Below are 20013 nucleotides of genomic sequence, written 5' to 3' on the forward strand. Positions count from 1 at the left end.
CGGGCAGGGAAGGACGGGCATGGGCGACGAGGCACTCCCCCGGTCACTCGCCGACTGGCGGGCCGTCGCGCCGGCCGAGCGCGCCCGGTTGCGGGCGGTGGTGGCGCAGGTCGCACGCGGGTCGGCGCACGGCGACTGGATCGCGGTCGCCGACGCCGACGCCGAGCCCGGCGCGGGGGTGTTGGCCGGCATCCCGTTCTCGGTCAAGGACAACATCGACGTCGCGGGGTTCGCGACCACGGCGGGCAGCCCGCTGCTGGGCGACGAGCCGGTCGCCGTCGACGCGGGCGCGGTCGGAGCGCTGCGGAACGCGGGCGCGGTCGTGGCGGGCAAGACGAACCTGCACGAGCTGGCGTTCGGGATCACCGGCGAGAACGCGGCGTTCGGGCCGGTGCGCAACCCGGCGGACCCGTCCCGGTCGGCGGGTGGGTCGAGCAGCGGCAGCGCGGTCGGCGTCGCGCTCGGCGTGGTGCCGTTCGGGTTGGGCACCGACACCGGCGGCTCGATCACGGTTCCCGCGTCGTTCTGCGGTGTCGTGGGCTTCCGGCCCTCGACCGGCCGCTACCCGGGCGACGGCGTGGTCAACCTGTCCACCAGCCGCGACACGATCGGCGTGCACGCGCACACCGTGCGGGACGTGCGGACCGTGGACGAGGTGCTCACCCGCGACCTCGCCGACCGGACGCCGCCGGCGGCCGTCGCGGGCCTGCGGATCGGCCTGCCGCGCGACCGCTTCGCGGACCTCGACCCCGAGGTGGCGCGCGTGGTCGACGACGCGGTCGCCGCGCTGGACCGGGCCGGCGCGCACCTGGTCGAGGTGGACCTCGAGCCGCCCGGGCTCGCGGGTGTCGCGATCGTCTTCTACGAGGGCCTGCGGCTGCTGGCCGGTCGGGTGGACGGGCCGCCCGCGGACTGGCCCGGTCGGGTCGCCTCGCCGGACGTGCGCGCGCTGATCGCCTCGATGGTCGGCTCCCCCGCGACGGTCGAGGCCTACGAAGGGGCGCGGCGGGCGCGGTGGGCCGTGCGCGACGCCTACGCCGACCTGTTCCGCGAGGTGGACGTGCTGCTCGCGCCGACCTCGCCGGTGCCGCCGCCACCGCTGGGCCGGGGCGACGGGATCGAGCTGAACGGGCGGCGGGTGCCGACGTTCGCCACCGTGGTGCGCAACACCGACCCGGGCACGGTCGCGGGCGTGCCGATGATCTCGCTGCCCGCCGGGCGCACCCGGGACGGGCTGCCGGTCGGCGTGTGCCTGGAGGCGCGCGCGTTCGGCGACTCCTCCCTGCTGCACGTCGCCGAGGCCGTGGAGGCGGTGCTCGCGGCGCGCTGACCCGGGTCAGTCCAGCACGTTCACGTACCGGTACGGCCGGTAGTAGGTCGAGGCGTTCTCGTACGGGTAGCGCACCCGGCGGCGCACGGTGCCCAGGCCGACGCGCTGCTCCAGGCCCCAGAACGTGCGCCCGAGGTCGTCGGCCCACCCCTCGAAGATCGCCACGTGGGCGATCTCCAGCACGCGCATCAGCACGTCGCCGGGTCGGAGCGCGGGCTTGTCGAGGGGTTTGCTCACCGACTCGATCACGGCCAGGTCGGTGTCGCCGTGCTCGACCGACAGGCCCCACGCCATCGACACGTAGCCGACGCAGTCCGCGCGGTAGGAGCCGTACTCGTTCGCGTGCCGGGACACGGGACTGTGCGGCACGGACGGTCGCAGCCAGCTGTGCGCCCGGAGCAGCACGTCGGTCCGGGTGAGGGGAGGTCCGAGCACCATGGTGGGCCTCTTCTCGTGGGAGGGGTGTCGAAGCCCATCGTGTCCGGCGCGGCTGGAGATGATCTACAGGCCGGGGTCGGATCGCCTATAGGCGACCTATAACGACCTGTCCGCGACCTGCGCGCGCCACCGCTCCGGTGACAGGTCGGCCAGTTCGGCCGCCTCCCGCGCGCCCAGGCCGGTGAACAGCTCCAGTGCCAGCTCCCACCGCGCCCGGCCCGCCGGACCCGGTTCGGCGGCGGCCAGGTCGCGCAACGTCCGCGCGCGCCACAGGTCCAGGTTCATCGCCGTCCACCGCTCCAGCGAGAACACGAGGTGGTCGCGCGCGGCGACGAGGTCGCCCCGCGCCAGGGCGAGCTCGCCGAGCGTCCGGGTCATCAGCGCGACGCCGAACCCGTCGCCCTGCTTCGTGCAGTACTCCAGGCAGGCCGCCAGGATCGCCTCGACGCCGGCCGGTTCACCGCGGCGGATCAGGGTTTTGGCCGCGGACTGGCTCGCGTACACCGCGCCCAGCTCGTCGCCCGCCGCGCGCAGCAGCACGCCGGCCCGCTCGTCCAGCTCCAGCGCGGTGTCGTAGTCGCCGACCGCGCGGGCGCACAACCCGAGGCCGCGCAGCGCCAACGCCTCGCCGCGCCGGTCGGCCAGCCCCCGGTACAGCTCGACGGCCCGCTCCAGCTGTTCGCGGGCGGTGGACAGGGCGCCGGTGTCCCGGTTGATCGCGCCGAGCCCGTACACCGCGGTGGCGGCGAGCACGAGGTCTCCGACGCCTTCGGCGATCTCCAGCCCGGCGCGCAGGTCGGCGCGCGCGTCGGCGAACCGGGCCTGGTCGCGCCGCACGGTGCCGCGCCCGATCAGCGCGGACGCGGCGGTGGTCCGGTTGCCGGTCGCCACCGCGTGGTCGTGCGCCTCGGTGAAGCACCGCTCGGCCACCGCGTACTCGTCCTTGGCGTAGTGCAGCTGCCCGAGCCCGGCGAGCACGGCGGCCTCGGCGTGCCGGTCGCCCTGCGCCCGCACGGCCGCCAGCACCGCCTCCTGGGTGCGCTGCCAGCCGTCGAACTCGTTGCGCACCGCGAAACCCGACGACAGCGCGGCGGCCATGGCGGCGGTCAGCGCGCCGTCGACGCCGAGCCGCTGCGCCCGTTCGACGGCGCGGATCACCGACGCCTGCTCGGACTTCAGCCACCCGCTCGGGTCGTCGGCGAGTTCGGTGACGAGCCTCGGGTCCAGCTCGACGGCGGCGGTGCGCACGGGTTCGGCCCGCACGGTGATCCGGGGCAGCTCGCGGGTGCTCAGCTCGACCAGCGCGGTCCACGTGGCGAGCGCGCGGGTGAGCGCGCCCGCCAGCTCGGCCGGCGGCTCGTCGGCGGCCAGTTCCGCGCCGAAGAGCTGGACCAGGTCGTGGAAGTGGTAGCGGATCCGGCCGATGGCGTCGATGCCGATCACGTCCACCAGCCGCAGGTCGACCAGCCGCTCTACCACGTCCTCGGCGTCGTCCAGGTCGATGTCGAGCAACGGCGCCGCGAGCCAGGACCCGAAGTCCGGCAGGTCGAGCAGGGTCAGCAGGTGGAACGCCCGCCGGTGCCGCGCGTCGAGGTCGGCGTAGTTCAGCCGCAGGCTGGAGCGCACCGTCAGGTCGCCCACGGCCAGCTCGTCCAGGCGCCGCCGCTCGTTGGACAGCCGCACCGCCATCGACTTCAGCGGCCAGTGCGGTTTGGCGAGCAGCTTGGCCGCCGCGACCCGCAGCGCGAGCGGGATGCCGCCGCACAGCGACGCGATGGTCGCGGCCGCCTCGGGTTCCGCGTCGACCCGGGCCGCGCCGACGACGCGGCGCAGCATCTCGACCGCGCCCGACCGGTCGAACACGTCGAGCTCGATGCTCTCGGCCGCCTCCAGACCGGACATCCGGGACCGGCTGGTGATCACCACCAGGCAGCGCGGGTTGCCCGGCAGCAGCCGGCGCACCTGGTGCTCGCCGCGCGCGTTGTCCAGCACGATCACCAGCCGGCGGCCCGCGACCTTGCGCCGGTACAGCTCGAGCCTGCCGTCCGTGGAGTCGGGCAGGTCGGCCGCCGGCACGCCCAACGTGCCGAGGAACCGGCCGAGTACCTCGTGCGCGTCGAGGTCGCCGTGACTGCTGCGCAGGTCCGCGAACAGCTGCCCCGCCGGGAACAGGTCGCGCATCCGGTGCGCGGCGTGCACCGCGAGCGCCGACTTGCCCGCGCCGCCCACGCCCGCGATGACCACGACGGGCGTCACCGTGCGACCGTCGTCGGACGCGCTGCCCGCGAGCGCCAGGATGCGGGCCAACTCGGCGTCCCGGCCGGTGAAGTCGCCGATGTCCGGCGGCAGGTGCTGCGGCACCACCTCGACCTCGGGTTCGGCGACCGAGGCGACGGCCGCCTCCACCACCTCCGCGATCACCGCCGCCGGACCGGGCGGCGCGGACTCGGCGGGTCGGGCCGGGCTGATCGTGCGGTCCAGGATCGACTGGTGCAGCGCGCGGACGGGCTCGCCGGGCTCGATGCCCAGTTCGTCGTCGAGCCGGGTGCGCAGGTCCCGGTACGCGGCGAGCGCGTCGACCTGCCTGCCGACCGCGTGCAGCGCCCGCATCAGCAGCGCGGTGGCCTCCTCGCGCAGCGGGTAGTCCGCGATCAGCCGCTCCAGCCGGGACACGACCTCGTGGTTCATCCCGAGCGCCAACCGGTTGCGCGCCAGGCTCTCCTCGGCCGCGAGCCGGTCCTCCTCCAACCCGGCGGCGTGCGTGCGGGCGAACACCGCGTCGACACCGCCGAACGCCGGGCCGCGCCACAGCGCCAGTGCCTGCTCGAACCGGACCGCCGCCGCCGTGTGGTCGAGGCCGCGCTCGGCCGCGCGGGCGGCCTCCAGGTGCGACTCGAAGTCGCCGAGGTCGGTGTCACCGCGCTCGACCCGCAGCAGGTAGCCGGGCGGCCGGGTGACCAGGGCGGCGCCCTCGCCCACCGCGGCGAGCGCGCGCCGCAACTGCGAGATGTAGGTGTGCACCAGCGCGTTCGCCGACTGCGGCGGCGCGTCGTCCCAGACCAGGTCGACGAGTCGTTCGGTCGACACCACCTGCCGCGCCTGGACGAGCGCGGCCAACAGGGCCTTCGGCTTCGGTCCGCCCAGAACCGCTTCCACCCCACCCGATCGCACCTCGATCGGTCCGAGCACGAGCACGCGCACGTCGTCAGCCCCCCGCCAACACCGGATGCACCGTCAGCGATCTTGCCCAAAAAGGGCCGGCCGCGACAGGGGTGCGGCCGGTCGGGGGACGCGGAGGACCACCCGGTGCGCCGATCGGGCGCACCGGGTGGTCGGGTCGGACGTCGTGGCGGTCAGGCGCCCCAGTTGTCCTCGGTGGTGTCGATGCCCTGGAACCAGTAGAAGTGCCGCAGCGTCCCGTCCTCGGCGCGGACGAACGCGTGCTGCTGGCTGCCGAAAGTGACCGCGGTCGGGTCGGTGGTGACACCGCCGGTCGCCCAGGTGTCGTGGTCGGGCAGGCTGCGGCCCTGGATGTAGTAGTAGTGCTCCAGCGTCTTGCCGGCGCCGCGGACCAGCACGTGCTGCTGACCGTCGACGGAGAACGCCGAGGGCCTGCCGACGACGCCGCCGCTCGCCCAGTTGTCGGTGATCACGTCGGGGCTCAGCCGCTCGGCCCAGTACCAGTGCTGGAGCCTGCCGTTCGCGGTCGTCGCCCACACGTGCTGGGTGTCACCGATGAACAGCGCGACCGGGTCGCTCACGATCGAGCCGGCGGGCGCCCACGGGTCGGTGAGCTTGCCCCGGCCCTCGATGTAGAAGGAGTGCTGGAGCGAGCCGTCGGTGCCCCGGACGAACGCGTGCTGCTGGCCGTTCGCGACGAAGACCGACGGCCGGCCGGTGACGGTGACCCCGGTCGGCCACTCGTCGTGCAGCGGGGCGGCGCCCAGGCGCTCGGCCCAGTACCAGTGCTGGAGCCTGCCGTTCGCGCCGACGGCCCACACGTGCTGGGTGTCGCCGATGACGAGCGAGGTCGGGTCGCCGGTGATCGAGCCGCCGTTCGCCCAGAAGTCGTCGAGCGGGGCGGGGCGGCCGTCGATGTAGTAGAAGTGCCGCAGGGAACCGTTGGCGCTGCGGTAGAACAGGTGCTGCTGGTCGTTGAACAGGAACGTGGTCGGCTCGCCCGCCACGTCGCCGCCGCCCCAGTCGTCGCGCAGCTTGTGGTCCGGAACCCACCACTGGTGCCGGATCTTGTTGCCCACCTTGCCGAAGAAGTGCTGCGCCTCGCCGACCTCGAGCGCCTGCGTGCCCTCCCGCGTCATCGGCGTCGGCGCCGCGACGTCCTCGATCACGTTGTTGTAGCGCATGGGGATGAACTCCGAGGCGTACGCCGCGCTCCAGGGGCGGATCGACGCGACGTGCCCGTAGTCGTACTCCTCCCACACCACGGGCTGCGTCTTGGCCGCGTCGGCCCAGTGCGAGAACAGCGCGATGTGCCCGTTGGAGTGGTCGGTCATGTTGTCCCGCCAGAACACGTCGCCGAACTTGAGGTCGGCGGCCGCGACGCGGTGCATGAGCGGCGGCAGCGTCCACGTCACGTAGCTGTCGTCCAGGCCCCAGGCCAGCGACACGTAGCCCGAGCAGTCCTGCCGGTAGCGGCCGAACTCGTTGCGGTACCACGATTCCTGGTCGTACATCACCCGGGCGTCGATCCACGACTGCGCCCGCCGTCTGATCTCGGACCTGGTGATCGGCGCGTTGACCAAGGCGGTGACGCCCTCCTTGGCCGGCTTCCCCTGCGGTGACCTCCCGCCGCTCACCACGTGCCCGTCCTGGTCGAACCGGGTCGGGTCCTGGTCCTGCACCTGGGCCGTCGGCGGTGGCGCCGCGAGGGCGTAGGCGGGCAGCGTGCCGACGAGCGTGCTGGCGACGACGACCCCGGCGATCAGGAGACGTGCGTTACCGGTCATTTCCACCCCTTTTTCGGTGCCGCCCCGGATGGCGACGGGAACGACGCTAAGGAGCGCGCCTATAAACGACCTCCGGGCCACCTCCAGGTTGCCCAGAAAGCCATAGAGGGCACCTGGAGAACAATTCCGGAGAACTTCGAGGCGGCTTCCCTAGCGTTCTGGGCGACGAAAGGGGAAACCGATGTCCAGGAACCTCCTCACCAGGATCGCGCTCGGCGGACTCGCCGTGCTGGCCACGTTCGGCCTGGCCGCGCCGGTGTCCGCGACGCCCGACCTGCACGCCACGGCCAACGAGGGCGCCTACATCGAGTCGAGCGCCGCGGCCGCGATCAGAGTGCACACCGAGTACGGACTGCCCGCGTCGGTGGCGCTGGCCCAGTCCATCCACGAATCCGCCTGGGGCACCAGCGGACTGGCCACCGCCGACCGCAACTTCTTCGGCATCAAGTGCGTGTCGGCGGGTTCGCCCGGCCCGATCGCCGCGTCGTGCAGCTCCTGGCCCACCACCGAGTGCGACCAGTACGGCTGCCACGGCACGAACGCCTACTTCCGGTCCTACCGGACGAAGGAGGACTCGTTCCGCGACTACGGCGCGCTGCTGACCACCTCGACCTACAGCCGGGCCTGGCCGTACCGCAACGACCCGAAGCGGTTCATCCGCGAGATCGCCGCCAGCGGGTACGCGACCGATCCGAACTACGCGAACCTGGTCATCGCGACGATGGACCGCTACAACCTGTACCGCTTCGACACCACGGTCGAGGAGGCGCGCTCCGAGGGCGGGCCGGTGCTGAAGGTCGGCAACACCCAGCACCACTTCGCCAAGGTCGGCACCACGATCAAGCACCGCTGGTGGCAGCCCGACTTCCTGCTGCGCGACGAGTGGGGCGGCCAGGACGTCGCGGGCGAGCCGGTGACCTTCCTGTTCAACGGCCAGCAGCACCTGTTCTACCGGAGCACCGACGGTTCCCTGAAGCACGTCTTCTACATCGAGGGCCGCGGCAAGCTGGCCGACACCTGGGCGGGCGCCGGCTCCATCACCGGCGACCCGGCCGCGATGGTCATCGGCGACACCCAGCACGTGTGGGCCACCGACGCGAACGGCAAGCTCCAGCACTGGTTCTGGGCCGACCGCCTGGGCACCATCCCGCTGCACGACGAGTGGGCGCAGGGCGGCACCACCGGCCGACCGAGCGCGATGACCGTGAACGGCCAGCAGCACGTCTTCGTCCGCGGTACCGGCGGCAGCCTGGAGCACTACTTCTGGATCGAGACCCGCGGCGTCCTGCACGACACCTGGACGTCGACCGGCGTCACCGGTGACCCGACCGCCCTGCTGATCGGCAACCAGCAGCACGTCTTCGCGACGACCTCCGCGGGCGCGCTCGGCCACTGGTACTGGTCGGAGACGCTGGGCAGCCGCAGCGACCAGTGGGCGCCGAGCGGTCTCGTCGGACGACCCGCCGCGTTCGTGGTCGACGGCCAGCAGCACGTGTTCGTCCGCGGCGTCGGCGGCACGCTGGAGCACTACTTCTGGATCGAGGACCGGGGCGTCCTGCACGACACCTGGGGCACCGGCATCACCGGCGACCCGTCGGCGGCGGTGTTCGGCGACCAGCAGCACGCCTTCGCGCCCGGCGCGAACGGCACGCTGCGGCACTTCTTCTGGTCCGAGGCGCTCGGTCAGCGGGAAGACGACTGGGGCGTCTGACGAGCCGACGGCCTCCCGTTCGAGGGGCGCGGGAGGCCGTCACCCTTCCCGGATTTCGAGAGGAGAGCGGAGAACATGGGCACGCACAACCTGGTCGCGACCGCGCTGGTGGTCCTGACCTCGGCACTCGCGTCGCGCCGGCCCGCGCGACGCGCGCCGTCGACCACCTACCGGTTCACCCGTCCACCAGGATCGTGCTCGACCCCGCGACCTCCTGGGCCGCGACCGGCGCCACCGTCGCGGACGACCTCCACGCGCTGACCGACATCCGGCCGACCGTCGTGTTCGGACCGGAGGCCGCGACCACCGCGGGCGACCTCTACCTGACCCTGGGCTCGGCGGACACCTCGCTCGGCGACGAGGGGTACCGGATGGAGGTCGGCGGCGTGCTCAAGATCCGGGCGCGGGCGGTCGCCGGCGCGTTCCACGGGACCCGCGGCGTGCTGCGGCTGCTGCGCCGGTCCGGCACGATCACCGGCGACGCGGCCCGCGACCTGACGGCCGGCGACGAGCCCGTGCCGCACCCCACCCCGTGGTGGGAGAACCTGGTGCGCGACAGGGGCTACGGCAGGCTGAACGGCCTGACCCCGATGGTCTGCGGACGGGGGCTCACCGACGCGGAGATCGCGGTCCTGGTCGGTCGCGACGACCGCCACCCCGTGCCGCTCACCCCGTAGGACGGCCCGGCCCGCGCCGGATCGGCGAGGTGCGCCGGCGCGGGGAGACCGCCGTCACGACACCCTCGACATGGTTGGACGTCCGACTATATGGTCGCCGAAAGTCCGCGACGCGGGGCCGCCGGTGCGACCTCGGCGCGGACCCTCGAGGGGACGGGATCATGCGGGTCGTCGTGGTGGGGGTGGCGTGAACGACGTCGTAATCCGGGTGGTGGCGGGCCTCGGCCGGATCACCCTGAACCGGCCGAAGGCCATCAACGCGCTGAACCACGGCATGGTCCGCGCGATCGACGCCGCGCTGGTGGCGTGGGCCGACGACGACGCGGTGCGCGGTGTCGTGGTGGACGGCGCGGGCGAGCGCGGGTTGTGCGCGGGCGGGGACATCAGGTCGATCCACGACGACGCGCGCGCCGGCGGCACCGCCTCGCTCGGGTTCTGGGCGGACGAGTACCGGCTCAACGCCCGGATCGCCCGGTTCCCCAAGCCCTACACCGCGTTCATGGACGGCGTGGTCATGGGCGGCGGCGTCGGCGTGTCCGCGCACGGCTCGCTGCGGGTGGTCACCGAGCGGACCCGGCTCGCGATGCCGGAGGTCGGCATCGGGCTGGCGCCGGACGTCGGCGGCACCTACCTGCTGTCCCGCGCCCCGGGCGAATCGGGCACCTTCGCCGCGCTGACCGGCGCGACGCTGTCCGGCGCGGACGCGGTGTTCCTCGGGTTGGCCGACGTGGTCGTGCCGGCCGAGCAGCTGCCGTTCCTGCTGGCCACACCGACGGAGGACGTGATCCGCGCGCACGCCGTGCCGCCCGGCGAGTCCCGGTTGGCGGCCGGGTGGATCGACGAGTGCTTCGCGGCCGACACCGTGGAGGAGATCCTCGACCGGCTGCACCGCGCCGGGGAGGACGCGACGGCCAAGGAGATCCTGACCAGGTCGCCGACCTCGCTGAAGGTGACGCTGGCCGCGCTGCGCCGGGCGCGGGACCTGCCGGACCTGGAGTCGGCGCTGGAGCAGGAGTACCGGGTGTCGGCCGCGTGCCTGCGCGGGCACGACCTGCCCGAGGGCATCCGGGCGCAGATCGTGGACAAGGACCGGTCGCCGCGCTGGTCGCCCGCGACGCTGTCCGAAGTGGACGAAGCCTTGGTGGAGAAGCACTTCGCCGAGCCGGAGATCCCGTTCACCCTCACCCGGGGCGCGCGGTGATCAGCGCGTGCGCCGAGAGGCACCCGACCCGCTCCTGAGTCCTGTGTGGAGGCGCGGTTCGCGAGGACCGCGCCACCACACCGGTTTCGGTCGATCGCGAGCCGGTCTCGCGGGTCCCGGCCGGCGTTCTCGGCGGGCCATCCGGTGGGGTTCCTCTACGCCGCACAAGATTCGGTCGTGCGTCACCCCGTCCTTTTCGGACGGCGCCGGACGAGGTCAGTCCTCCTCGGGCTCGCGCGGCGTGTCCTCGGACCGGCCCCGTCGCCAGTAGCCGCAGAAGTAGACCCGCTCGCGGTCGAGCCCTCGGTCGCGCACGAGGTGCCGGCGCAGGTCGCGCACCAGGCCCGCCTCACCCGCCAGCCACGCGTAGCCGGGACCGTCCGGCAGCGTCACCTCGCGCACCGCCGCGAGCACGTCGGACCGACCGTCGCGCACCACCCGGGTGACGGTCACGCCCGGCGGCACCGACCAGTCCACCCCGTCGCCCTCGGCGGGCACCTCGACCAGCACGTGCGCCACCGCGTCGACGGGCAGCGCCGCGACGATGCCCGAGAGCGCGGGCAGCGCCGTCTCGTCACCGGCGAGCAGCTGCCACACCGCGTCCCGCGGCGGCGCGTAGTCCGACCCGACCCGGGCGCCGCGCCGGTAGCCGGGGAACCGCGCGTCCGGCGCGAACAGCACCACCCGCTCCCCCGGTACCACCGCGCCCGCCCAGCGCGAGGCCGGGCCCGCGTCGCCGTGCCGCACGAAGTCCACGTCGACCTCGCCGTCCCGCGCGGACCGGATCGTGTAGGTCCGCATGACCGCGCGCTCGTGCTCGGGCAGCTCGCGGTAGCGGGCGTACCAGTCCGGCCCGGTCGGCACCCGCACCTCCGCACCGCGCTCGCGCGGCAGGAAGACCTTGATCCGCTGGTCCGGTCCGCTCGAGGTGACGTCGCGCAGGCCCGGACCCCCGAAGGTGACCCGGACCAGGCTCGCCCCGACGGACCGCACGGCGAGGACCTCCGCCTCGAAGTGGGCGTAGGGCTCGACCTCCACGTCGGTGGTGACGGACATCCGATTCCCCCCAGTCGTCAACGGTCCCGACCACCGCGGCCGCCCCGCCCACCCCCGACGACCGCTGGGCGGGGCGTGACCTCCGGTAGCGAAGGCTAGCCTACCCATAGTCACCGGTTCCCGGACAGGCGCCACCCGGACCACGACCACGGGTCTGCCTGTCCCCCGGCGGGAAACCGCCGGTCGGCGCACCTCCGCCCGGTGCGCGGACGAGGTGGATCGGCGAGTGACCGGAACCGGCGGCCCGCCTGCGGTCACTTCGAGTAGTCACCCTCGGGCAGCACGAACCACCGCCGCCGACCACCGCGTCGAGCCGCCCGCCCTCCTGCCCCGAGCGTGAGCGGCGGACCCGAACAGGTTCGGTTTCCGGCAACCGGACGGCCGATGGTCCACAGTGGACGTTGCTCAGCCCGGCCGGTCCACCACCGGGCGCAGCCCAGGAACTCCGCGCCCCAGCGGGAACCGGGTCGTGCCGGCCACCGCGACCGCGCCCGGGCGGTCCAGCCGCACGCGCATCCGGCCGACCGCCGCGCCCTCCGCGCCGATCAGCGTCCGGTAGCCCTCGGCCGGGCCGTCGCGCGCCGCGTCCACCTGACCGGCCAGCGCCCGCACGTCCGACAGCACCCGCTGCACCCGACCCTCGACCACCCGGTCGGCGACGTCGCGCGCCAGGTCCAACGCCACGCACAGCACGGTTTCCGCCTCCGCCAACCGGCCCTCCGCCCGGTGCACGGTGCCGAGCGCGAGCAGCGCGTGCGACTCGCCCGTCCGGTCGCCCAGGTCGCGCACCACCTCGAGCACACCGTCGACCGCCCGGCGCGCGAGGTCGAGCCGGCCGGAGGCGAGGTGCAGCCGCACGAACCGGTGCAGCACCAGGGCTTCACCCCGGCGGTACCCGACCTCCCGGCACAGCAGCAGCGCGCGGTCGAGCAGCAGGCGCGCCGCGTCGACGTCCTCGCCGGTCTCCAGCAGGCTTTCCGCCGCGCCGCGCAGGATGTCCGCCTCGCCGACCACGTCGCCGACCGCGCGCACGCCGACCAGCGCCTCCTCGTGCTTGCGGCGCAGGGCCGCGTGCCTGCCGCGCGCCGCGTCGACGCACGCCCAGTTCCGCAGCACCAGGGCGCACCCGTGGACGTCCTCGACGGCGCGGAAGATCGCGAGGGCGGCCTCGAACGCCTCCTCCGCCTCGTCCCACCGCCGCCGCGCCACGTGCAGCGAGCCGAGCGAGTGCAGCATCGCGGCCTCACCCCGGTCGTCACCCGCCCGCCTGGCCGCGGCGAGCCCGAGCCCGGCGGTGTCCCGCCAGTCCGCGGCGTCGCCCGTCAGCTCGGCCAAGCCGACCGCGGCGGCCGCCAGGTCCCGGCACAGGTCGTCCCACCCGGCCTCGGCCGCCTGGCGCACCGCGCGCGCCAGCGACCGCCGTTCGACCTCCCACCACCGGGTCGCGCCGTCCACCGCGAAGCCGTCCTCGGGTTCCCAGCCCGACGCGGAACCGCGCGGCACCCCGACGTCGCCGCCCCGGTGCGCGCGGTGGGCCCGTTGCGCGAGCCGCAACCACCCGCCCAGCAGCCGGCGCAGCGCGGCCGCCCGGTCGCCCGCGCCGCACACCACGGCCGACTGCTCCAGCGCGTAGCCGCGGACCAGGTCGTGGAAGCGGTAGCGCGGCGGGCCGCCCGCGCCCGGCACGATGTCCAGCAGGTGCGCGTCGACCAGCCGCTCCACCGCGTCCTCGGCGTCCGCGCGGTCGGTGTCCAGCAGCGCGGCGGCGGTCCACGCGGCGAAGTCGGCCGTGCCGACCAGCGCGCACAGCGCGAACAGCCGCCGTTCCCGGTCGTCCAGACCACCGGCGGTGAGCGCGATGGTGGAGCGGATCCCGACGCCGCGGTAGCTCAGCTCGTCCAGCCGGCCCGCCTCGTCGCCGAGCCGGTCCACCAGCGCCTCGACGCGCCAGTGCGGTTTGGCCGCGAGCCGGGCGCCCGCGATGCGCAGCGCGAGCGGCAGTCCGCCGCACAACCTCGCCAGCGCGGCGGTCGCGGCGGGTTCGGCGGCCACCCGGTCGCCGCCGACGATCCGGGTGAGCAGCCGGGTCGCCTGGCACTCGTCGAACGCCCGCACCTCGACGCCGTGCGCGCCGGGCAGACCGAGCCGGGCCCGGCTGGTGACGATCACCGCGCACGTCGCGCTCCCGGGCAGCAGCGGCCGCACCTGCTCCTCGCTCGCCGCGCCGTCCAGCACGACCAGCACCCGCCGCCCGGCCAACCGCGTGCGGTACAGCTCGGCGCGTTCGGCGGGCTCGCGCGGAATCCCGGCGGCGTCGAGGCCCAACGCGCGCAGGAACCGGGCGAGTGCCGCGTTCGGGTCGCCGTCGCCGTTCGGGCCGAGGTCGGCGAAGATCTGCCCGTCCGGGAACAGGTCCTGCACCTCGTGCGCGACCCGGACGGCGAGCGTGGACTTGCCGACGCCGCCCGCGCCGGTGATCGCCACGACGCGCAGCGCGTAGGGCGACTCCTGGCGGGCGAACTGCCGGCGGATCTGCTCCAGGTGGCTCTCCCGGCCGGTGAAGTCCACGATGCTGCCCGGCAGTTGCCGCGGCACGGTGGGCGGCGGCTCGGCGATGGCCTCGGGGTGCGGTTCCGGGGACCGCACGACGGTGTTCTGCCCGGCGCGGCGCGGGCCGGGGTCCAGGTCCCGGTCGTGGCGCAGGATCGACGCCTCCAGGTCGCGCAAGCCCGGCCCCGGCTCGATGCCCAGGTCCCGGACCAGCCGGTCGCGGGCCCGCCGCGCGACCTCCAGCGCCTCGGCCTGCCGACCGCACCGGTACAGCGCGAGCATCAGCAGTTCGTACAGCCGTTCCCGCAACGGGTCGGCGTCCACCAGCACGGGCAGTTCGGCGGCCACCTCCTCGTGCCTGCCGAGGACGAGGTCCAACCGGATCCGCTCCTCCATCGCCGCCTGGCGGTGCTGTTCGAGCACGGCGGCGGACCGCTGCACGAGCGGGCTGTCCACACCGGCCAGCGCGGCGCCGCGCCAGAGCGCCAGCCCCTCACGCAACGCGACCGCGGCCTCCTCGAACCGGCCGGTCTCGGTGTGCTCCCGGGCGAGCGCGGTCAACCTGAGGAATTCCACGCTGTCCAGCGCGGCCGGCGCGATCTCCAACTGGTAGCCGGGCGCCCTGGTGTGAATTGCCGCCGGGCACCCGCTGTCCCGGAACAACCGGCGTAATCGGGAAACGCAGATCTGCACCTGACCGCGCGCGGTGGACGGCGGATTTCCATTCCACACGGCATCGACCAGGCGCTCCAGCGGCGTCACCCGGTTCGCGTTCAACGCGAGCAGCGACAACATCGTCCGCTGCCGCAGACCTCCCAGGCCGATGGACCGTTCGCGAACGACCAACTCCGGCGGACCGAGCACGCGCAAACCCATTCCCACCCCCCTGTTCCGTCGAGCCACCACCGCGAACAGCCGGCCGTCCCGCTGGCACAGGTCCCACGCCCCCCCGGCGTCGGCGACACGCTAGCAGCGCCGACCACCCGTGCCGACGACAATTGCGCGGCCGTTGAACCGACCTGCTTCACCACCCGTGACCCGAAAACCCGAAACCCGTTGTCCGACCGCGCCGCGGAACACTGCGGAGATCGCCCACGAAACGCACCCGCACGGTTCCGCGCCGGTTCGCCCCGCCGTGTCGAAACGATCACCGACCCGCCTTCCTGCGCACCCGGTTTCCACTCCCGGAGTACGTTTCCGACAGGCCGAGCCGAGGAACCACGACAAGCCGGACGACGACGCGGGACCCGCATTTTTCCGGGCTGGACGCGACATCGGATCCACTACCCCTCGCCCCCAGAATACGCACACACAGTGACTACCCGAGGGGCGTCCCACTTCGGTCAACCGAAGCGGAATCACCCCCGTCGCGCCGCCGGGGCACCGAAAGGCCGACCATCACCGGGAAATCCGCCGCCGCCCACTCGGACATCCGGCCCCGACCGGTACACCCGACCGCCCCAGTCCGATCGCACTGGTCCGTCCACAGTGGAGCGATCGGGTCACCGGATCGTCACACCGATGTCATCGGTCCACTGTGGACTCCGAGTGCGGTGTTGTCCGGGATTGTCCGGAACCCGGCGCCACCCGCCACCCGCGCTGCTGTACTGGTCCGGTCGAGCCACCACACGGCCCGACGGCGCGGCACCCGGCACACCACGCGGGACCGCGTCCGGTGGGGGGGAGGGCCGGGTCTGGGGGTCCCGATCCTTCCCGGTCGGGCCGGACACCCGGACCGGGAGGGTGGGGCGGGGCTCCGCGGCCCCTCCGCCCCACCCTTCGCACCACCACCCCGACCCGAAAACCACGCCGCCGCAACCACATCGTCCCCGCACCACGCCGCCTCCTACCCCACCGGCACCACCGCGCACCCGGAGCACGAGCCGTCCGCCGTCGCGCGCACACCGAATCCCGCCACCGCGCCGAGCCGCACCGACGGGACGCCCACCTCGCGCCCGGCGCCGAATCCCGGTCACCACGCGAAGCCGCTCGCGTGCACCGCCGAGAAGCCTGGTCACGCCACACCCACCGCCGCAGGTCGCCACCGGATCGCACCCTGACGCCCGGCCGCCCACGCACACCCGGCAGAACGCCCCCGCCCCAGGCCCCCGCGCCACCTCCACCACCGTTCCACGTTCGGGCACCGGATCCGCCGCCACACCGTCCCGGCGCGCTCGGCAGGGCACCCGACCGCGCGCCGCGCCGCCGTCACGCGCCGTGCGTGGACACCACCTCGGCCGCCTCGCGGAGTGCTCCCGGCAGTCGGCCGCAGCGCTCGGCCAACTCGACCGCGGCGGTCCGGTCGGCAGGCGACGGCTGCGCGCCGAGCAGGGATCCCAGCAGTGCCACCGCGTCCGGCGTCGGGAGCGGGCCGAGGCCGATGCGGCCGGCGCCGTCGCGGGTGACCAGGCCGGCCAGGTCGTCGCGGCTCGTCACCACGACCACGCAGGTGCTGCTGCCCGGCAGCAGCGGGCGGACCTGGTCGGCGCACGCGGCGTCGTCCAGCAGCACCAGCATCCGCCTGCCGTCGAGCCGGTCGCGGTACCGGGCGGAGCGCACCGCCACGTCGGACGGCGCCTCCTCCCCCACGCACCCGAGCAGCACGCCGAGCGCCCGCGACGGCGCCAGCGGGCGGGACCGGCCGCGCAGGTCCACGTACAGGCAGCCGTCGGGGAACCGGTCCCGCACCCGGTGCGCCCACCGCAACCCCAGCGCGGTTTTCCCCACGCCCGCCGGGCCGCACACCGCCGCGATGCCCAACCCCGCGTCGGACCGCACCGCCGACGCGAGCAACCGGTCCAGCGCGGTCAACTCCGCCACCCGCCCGGTGAACCCCCGCACGACCGGCGGCAGCGTGAAGGGCGCGCGGACCGGCTGGTCGTCACCGGCGTGCACGCGGAACCACGCCTCGCTCCACTCCCGCTGCTCCTCCGGCTCCGCGCCGAGCGCCACCACGATCCGGTCCAGCACGTCGGACGGCGCGAGCGTCTTCCCGGTCAGGTAGCTGTACAACGTCGACCGCGGCAGCCGGACCGACTGCACCAGGTCCTCCAGGCTCACCTTCGCCTTCATCGTGCCCACCGCCGCGCGCGCCCGCAGCAGGTCCAACTCCCTGGCCAGTCCCGGCAGCCCGCGCACCCGGCGCGGATTCGGGCCAAAAGGCCTCATCGGACACCTCCCGCCGCCCGAGCGTGGCCCGCCGCCGCGCCGCCCGCATCGGGTGTTGCCCCGACACCGCACCCTGACATCGGTAACGCCCGACGTCGTCACCGCGACAACACGGTTGGACACGCACCGTGATAGCGGAGGCCACGATGGCCGGTGCCGGAGCGCGGCCCGAACCGCCGGTGGGCAGGGGACCGCAGCTCGATCGCATCGAGAAGACGCTGACCGAGGTCTCGTCGGGCGCGTTCCGGGTGGTCGCGATCCGCGGTGAGCCGGGCGTGGGCAAGACGGCGCTGCTGACCGCCCTCGTGGCGAACGCCGGCGCGCACGGGCTGCCGGTGCTGTCCGGCCGGGCGACCGAGTTCGAGCAGGACGTCCCGTTCGGCCTGTTCGTGGACGCGTTCGACCGACTGCCCGCGTCGGGCTCCGAGCCGCTGGCGGAACCGCTGGCCGTGCTGAAGGCCGCGGCGATCGGCCGCTCGGCCGAACTGGACCGCTACCGGCTCTTCCGCGGGGTCCGCGCGCTGCTCACCGCCCGGCCGGGCGTCGTGCTGGCGCTGGACGACCTGCACTGGGCGGACCCGTCGTCGCTGCAACTCATCGAGTACCTGCTGCGCCGTCCGCCGACCGGGTCCGCGCTGATCGCGGTCGCGCACCGCACCTCCCAGCCGCCGCCCGGCCTGTCGGACGCGTTGGCGCACCTGGGTTCCTCGGCCGTCCGGTTGGCGCTGGAGCCGCTGACACCGGCCGACGTGGCCCGGTTGTTCGCGCACGTGCCCGCCCGCCGACGCGCGTTGCTGCACCGGGCGACCCGGGGCAACCCGCTGTACCTGCGCGCGCTGGCCGACGCGGACGACCAGACGCTGACCGCGCTGGTCGAGCACCCGGTGGACGAGAACGCCGAACCCGAACGCGCGCTGCTCGACGTGCTCAGCACCGAGTTGCAGGCGTTGGACCCGGTGACCCGCCGGGTCGCGCAGGCGGCGGCGGTCGCGGGCGACCCGGCCGGGCCGGACCTCGTCGCGGCGGTCGCCGACCTCCCGCCGACCGCCGCCGCGAGCGCGTTCGACGAGCTGAGCCGGATCGGCCTGGTGGTCGCGGAAGGACCGCGCTTCCGGTTCCGGCACCCGCTGATCCGGGCCGCCGCCTACTGGATCGCGCCGCCCGCGTGGCGCACCGCCGCGCACCGCCGGGCCGCGGCGCACCTGCGCGACCGGCGCGGTTCGCTGCTCCTGCTGGCCCACCACACCGAGCGCTCCGCGCGTCCGGGTGACGAAACGGCCGTCGACACGTTGGCGCAGGCCGCCGCGGTGTCCCGGCACGCCTCGCCCGCCACCGCCGCCCGGCTGGTGCGCCGGGCGTTGCAGCTGCTGCCGGACGAACCGGCGTTCACCGACCGCCGCTCCGAGCTGCGGATGCTGCTGGCCCGCGCGCTCGGGCTCAGCGGCGAACTGGCCGAGAGCCGCCGGCTGCTGCACGAGGTGATCGGCGCGGACGGCCCGCACCGCGCCGAGGCCGTCACGTTCTCCGCCGTCATCTACCGCCTGCTGGGTCGCCTGGACGAGGCGAAGGCCATGCTCACCACCGAGTTGGCCCGGTTGCCCGCCGTGGGCGGACCCACCGCGCAGGCGTTGATCGAACTGGCCGGCGTGGAACTGCTGCGGCACGACGTGGAGGGCGCGTGCGACCACGCGTCCCGCGCCGTCGAGGCCGCCGCCGGCACCGGCAACACCGCGATGGGCGTCGCCGCGCACGCCCTGATGGCGATCGGTTCCCTGCACGCGGGCGCGACGCGGGCCGCCCGCACGCACGTGGACCGGGCGAGCGTGCTCATGGACACCACCACGGACACGTTGCTGCTGACCGAGTTGACCACGGTCGCGCCGCTGGCGTGGGTCGAGCTGCACCTGGGCGACCACGTCCGCGCCGCCCGCCACCTGGCCCGCGCGCTGGGCCTGGCCACCCGCAGCGGCCTGACGCACAGCATCCCGTACCTGCTGGTGGTGGACTCGACGCTGTGGGCGCGGCACGGCGACCCGGAACGCGCGATCGCCTCGGCCGAGGACGCCCGGGAGTACGCCCGGATCATGAACGCGCCGGAGACGGCCGCGCTCGCGGACGTGATCCTGTTGCGGCCCACCCTGTGGCGGCACGGTCCGAGGCACGCGCTGCGGCTCGCGGACCGGCTGGACGACGCGGTCCGCCCGACCACGGGCTGGTGGGCCGAGCTGGCCCGGCTGAACCTGGCCGAGGTCTACCTGGCGGCGGGCCGGTACGACTCGTGCCTCGCGGAGGTGGCGGGCGGCAGGCCCGACCCGCACCGGTCCGCGCTCGCCGCCGTCGCGCTGGCCAGGCTCGGCAGGCACCCCGAGGCGGCGGCGACCGCGGCGGTCGCCGTGGACCTGGCCGAGCGCACGGGTTTGCCCTACCTGCTGGGCGTCGCGCACTGCGCCCGGGCCCGGGTCCTGGTGTGCGCCGACCGGCCGGAGGAGGCGGCGCCGGACGCGGAGGCGGCGGTCGCGCACTTCGCGGCGGCGGGCTCACCGGTCGAGGAGGGCCACGCCCGGCACGTGCTCGCCGTGCTGCTGGCCGCGCTGGGCCGCACGGACCAGGCGCACGGCGAGCTGGCGCGCGCGAAGTCCTTGTACACCACCGCGTCCGTTACCTGGCAGGCGGCGGAACTCGCCCGGGACGCGGCCCGCCTGCACCGCGCGCCCCGCCCGGGCCTCGGCGTGCTGACGGCGCGGGAACGCGAGATCGTGGACCTGGCCACCGCCGGTCTCACCAACCGGGAAATCGCCGAACGCCTCTACCTGAGCCCGAAAACCGTCGAAACCCACCTCTACCGCGCCTACACGAAGCTCGACGTCCGCTCCCGCGTCGACCTCACCCGGCGCGTCGGCCGCGACGGCTGAGGG

General features: G+C 74.6%; 11 protein-coding genes. 5 read left to right on the forward strand and 6 right to left on the reverse strand.

The features are described 5' to 3' along the window. Positions 1–19 precede the first annotated feature (19 nt). The gene (locus AB0G50_RS08400) at positions 20–1330 is read left to right on the forward strand and encodes an amidase family protein (RefSeq protein WP_360103723.1); all 1311 of its coding nucleotides are present in this window, start codon (positions 20–22) and stop codon (positions 1328–1330) included. A 6-nt stretch (positions 1331–1336) separates the two neighbouring features. Here the strand turns inward: AB0G50_RS08400 and AB0G50_RS08405 are convergent, their stop codons facing one another. The 3 genes from AB0G50_RS08405 to AB0G50_RS08415 all read right to left on the reverse strand — a co-directional run bounded on the left by AB0G50_RS08405 (position 1337) and on the right by AB0G50_RS08415 (position 6735). After that, positions 1337–1768: a hypothetical protein gene (locus tag AB0G50_RS08405; RefSeq protein WP_360103726.1), complete on the reverse strand. Its 432-nt coding sequence runs from the start codon at positions 1766–1768 to the stop codon at positions 1337–1339. 96 nt (positions 1769–1864) lie between these two features. Further along, positions 1865–4924, reverse strand: coding sequence for a BTAD domain-containing putative transcriptional regulator (locus tag AB0G50_RS08410; RefSeq protein ID WP_360103729.1), 3060 nt, complete (start codon positions 4922–4924; stop codon positions 1865–1867). A gap of 197 nt (positions 4925–5121) precedes the next feature. After that, positions 5122–6735, reverse strand: a complete 1614-nt coding sequence (locus tag AB0G50_RS08415) for a hypothetical protein (protein ID WP_360103732.1) — start codon at positions 6733–6735, stop codon at positions 5122–5124. Between the two features lie 181 nt (positions 6736–6916). On the opposite strand from AB0G50_RS08415, the gene AB0G50_RS08420 reads away from it, so the two are divergent. The 3 genes from AB0G50_RS08420 to AB0G50_RS08430 all read left to right on the forward strand — a co-directional run bounded on the left by AB0G50_RS08420 (position 6917) and on the right by AB0G50_RS08430 (position 10324). Beyond that, positions 6917–8446 (forward strand): glucosaminidase domain-containing protein, encoded by a 1530-nt coding sequence (locus AB0G50_RS08420; RefSeq protein WP_360103735.1) that lies wholly within the window; start codon positions 6917–6919, stop codon positions 8444–8446. Further along, positions 8443–9123 (forward strand): glycoside hydrolase family 20 zincin-like fold domain-containing protein, encoded by a 681-nt coding sequence (locus AB0G50_RS08425; protein WP_360103930.1) that lies wholly within the window; start codon positions 8443–8445, stop codon positions 9121–9123. The genes AB0G50_RS08420 and AB0G50_RS08425 overlap by 4 nt, the downstream gene beginning before the upstream one ends. Positions 9124–9310: 187 nt before the next feature. After that, positions 9311–10324 (forward strand): enoyl-CoA hydratase/isomerase family protein, encoded by a 1014-nt coding sequence (locus tag AB0G50_RS08430; RefSeq protein WP_360103738.1) that lies wholly within the window; start codon positions 9311–9313, stop codon positions 10322–10324. Between the two features lie 216 nt (positions 10325–10540). Here the strand turns inward: AB0G50_RS08430 and AB0G50_RS08435 are convergent, their stop codons facing one another. From AB0G50_RS08435 to AB0G50_RS08445, 3 genes are all read right to left on the reverse strand, one after another. Then, positions 10541–11380 carry a siderophore-interacting protein gene (locus tag AB0G50_RS08435; RefSeq protein ID WP_360103741.1) on the reverse strand — a complete coding sequence of 280 codons (840 nt, stop codon included), beginning with the start codon at positions 11378–11380 and terminating at the stop codon, positions 10541–10543. 405 nt (positions 11381–11785) lie between these two features. Next, entirely contained in the window at positions 11786–14806 is a 3021-nt protein-coding gene (locus AB0G50_RS08440; protein ID WP_360103744.1) for a BTAD domain-containing putative transcriptional regulator, read from the reverse strand. Positions 14807–16138: 1332 nt separating this feature from the next. Further along, entirely contained in the window at positions 16139–17098 is a 960-nt protein-coding gene (locus AB0G50_RS08445) for a helix-turn-helix domain-containing protein (protein ID WP_360103747.1), read from the reverse strand. 146 nt (positions 17099–17244) lie between these two features. Here AB0G50_RS08445 and AB0G50_RS08450 point away from each other — a divergent pair, with 146 nt between their 5' ends. After that, the gene (locus AB0G50_RS08450) at positions 17245–20010 is read left to right on the forward strand and encodes an AAA family ATPase (protein ID WP_360103749.1); all 2766 of its coding nucleotides are present in this window, start codon (positions 17245–17247) and stop codon (positions 20008–20010) included. The last annotated feature ends 3 nt before the right edge of the window (positions 20011–20013 follow it).

This window comes from Actinosynnema sp. NPDC020468 (genome assembly GCF_040642015.1).
In the GTDB taxonomy this organism is placed as follows: Bacteria; Actinomycetota; Actinomycetes; order Mycobacteriales; family Pseudonocardiaceae; genus Actinosynnema.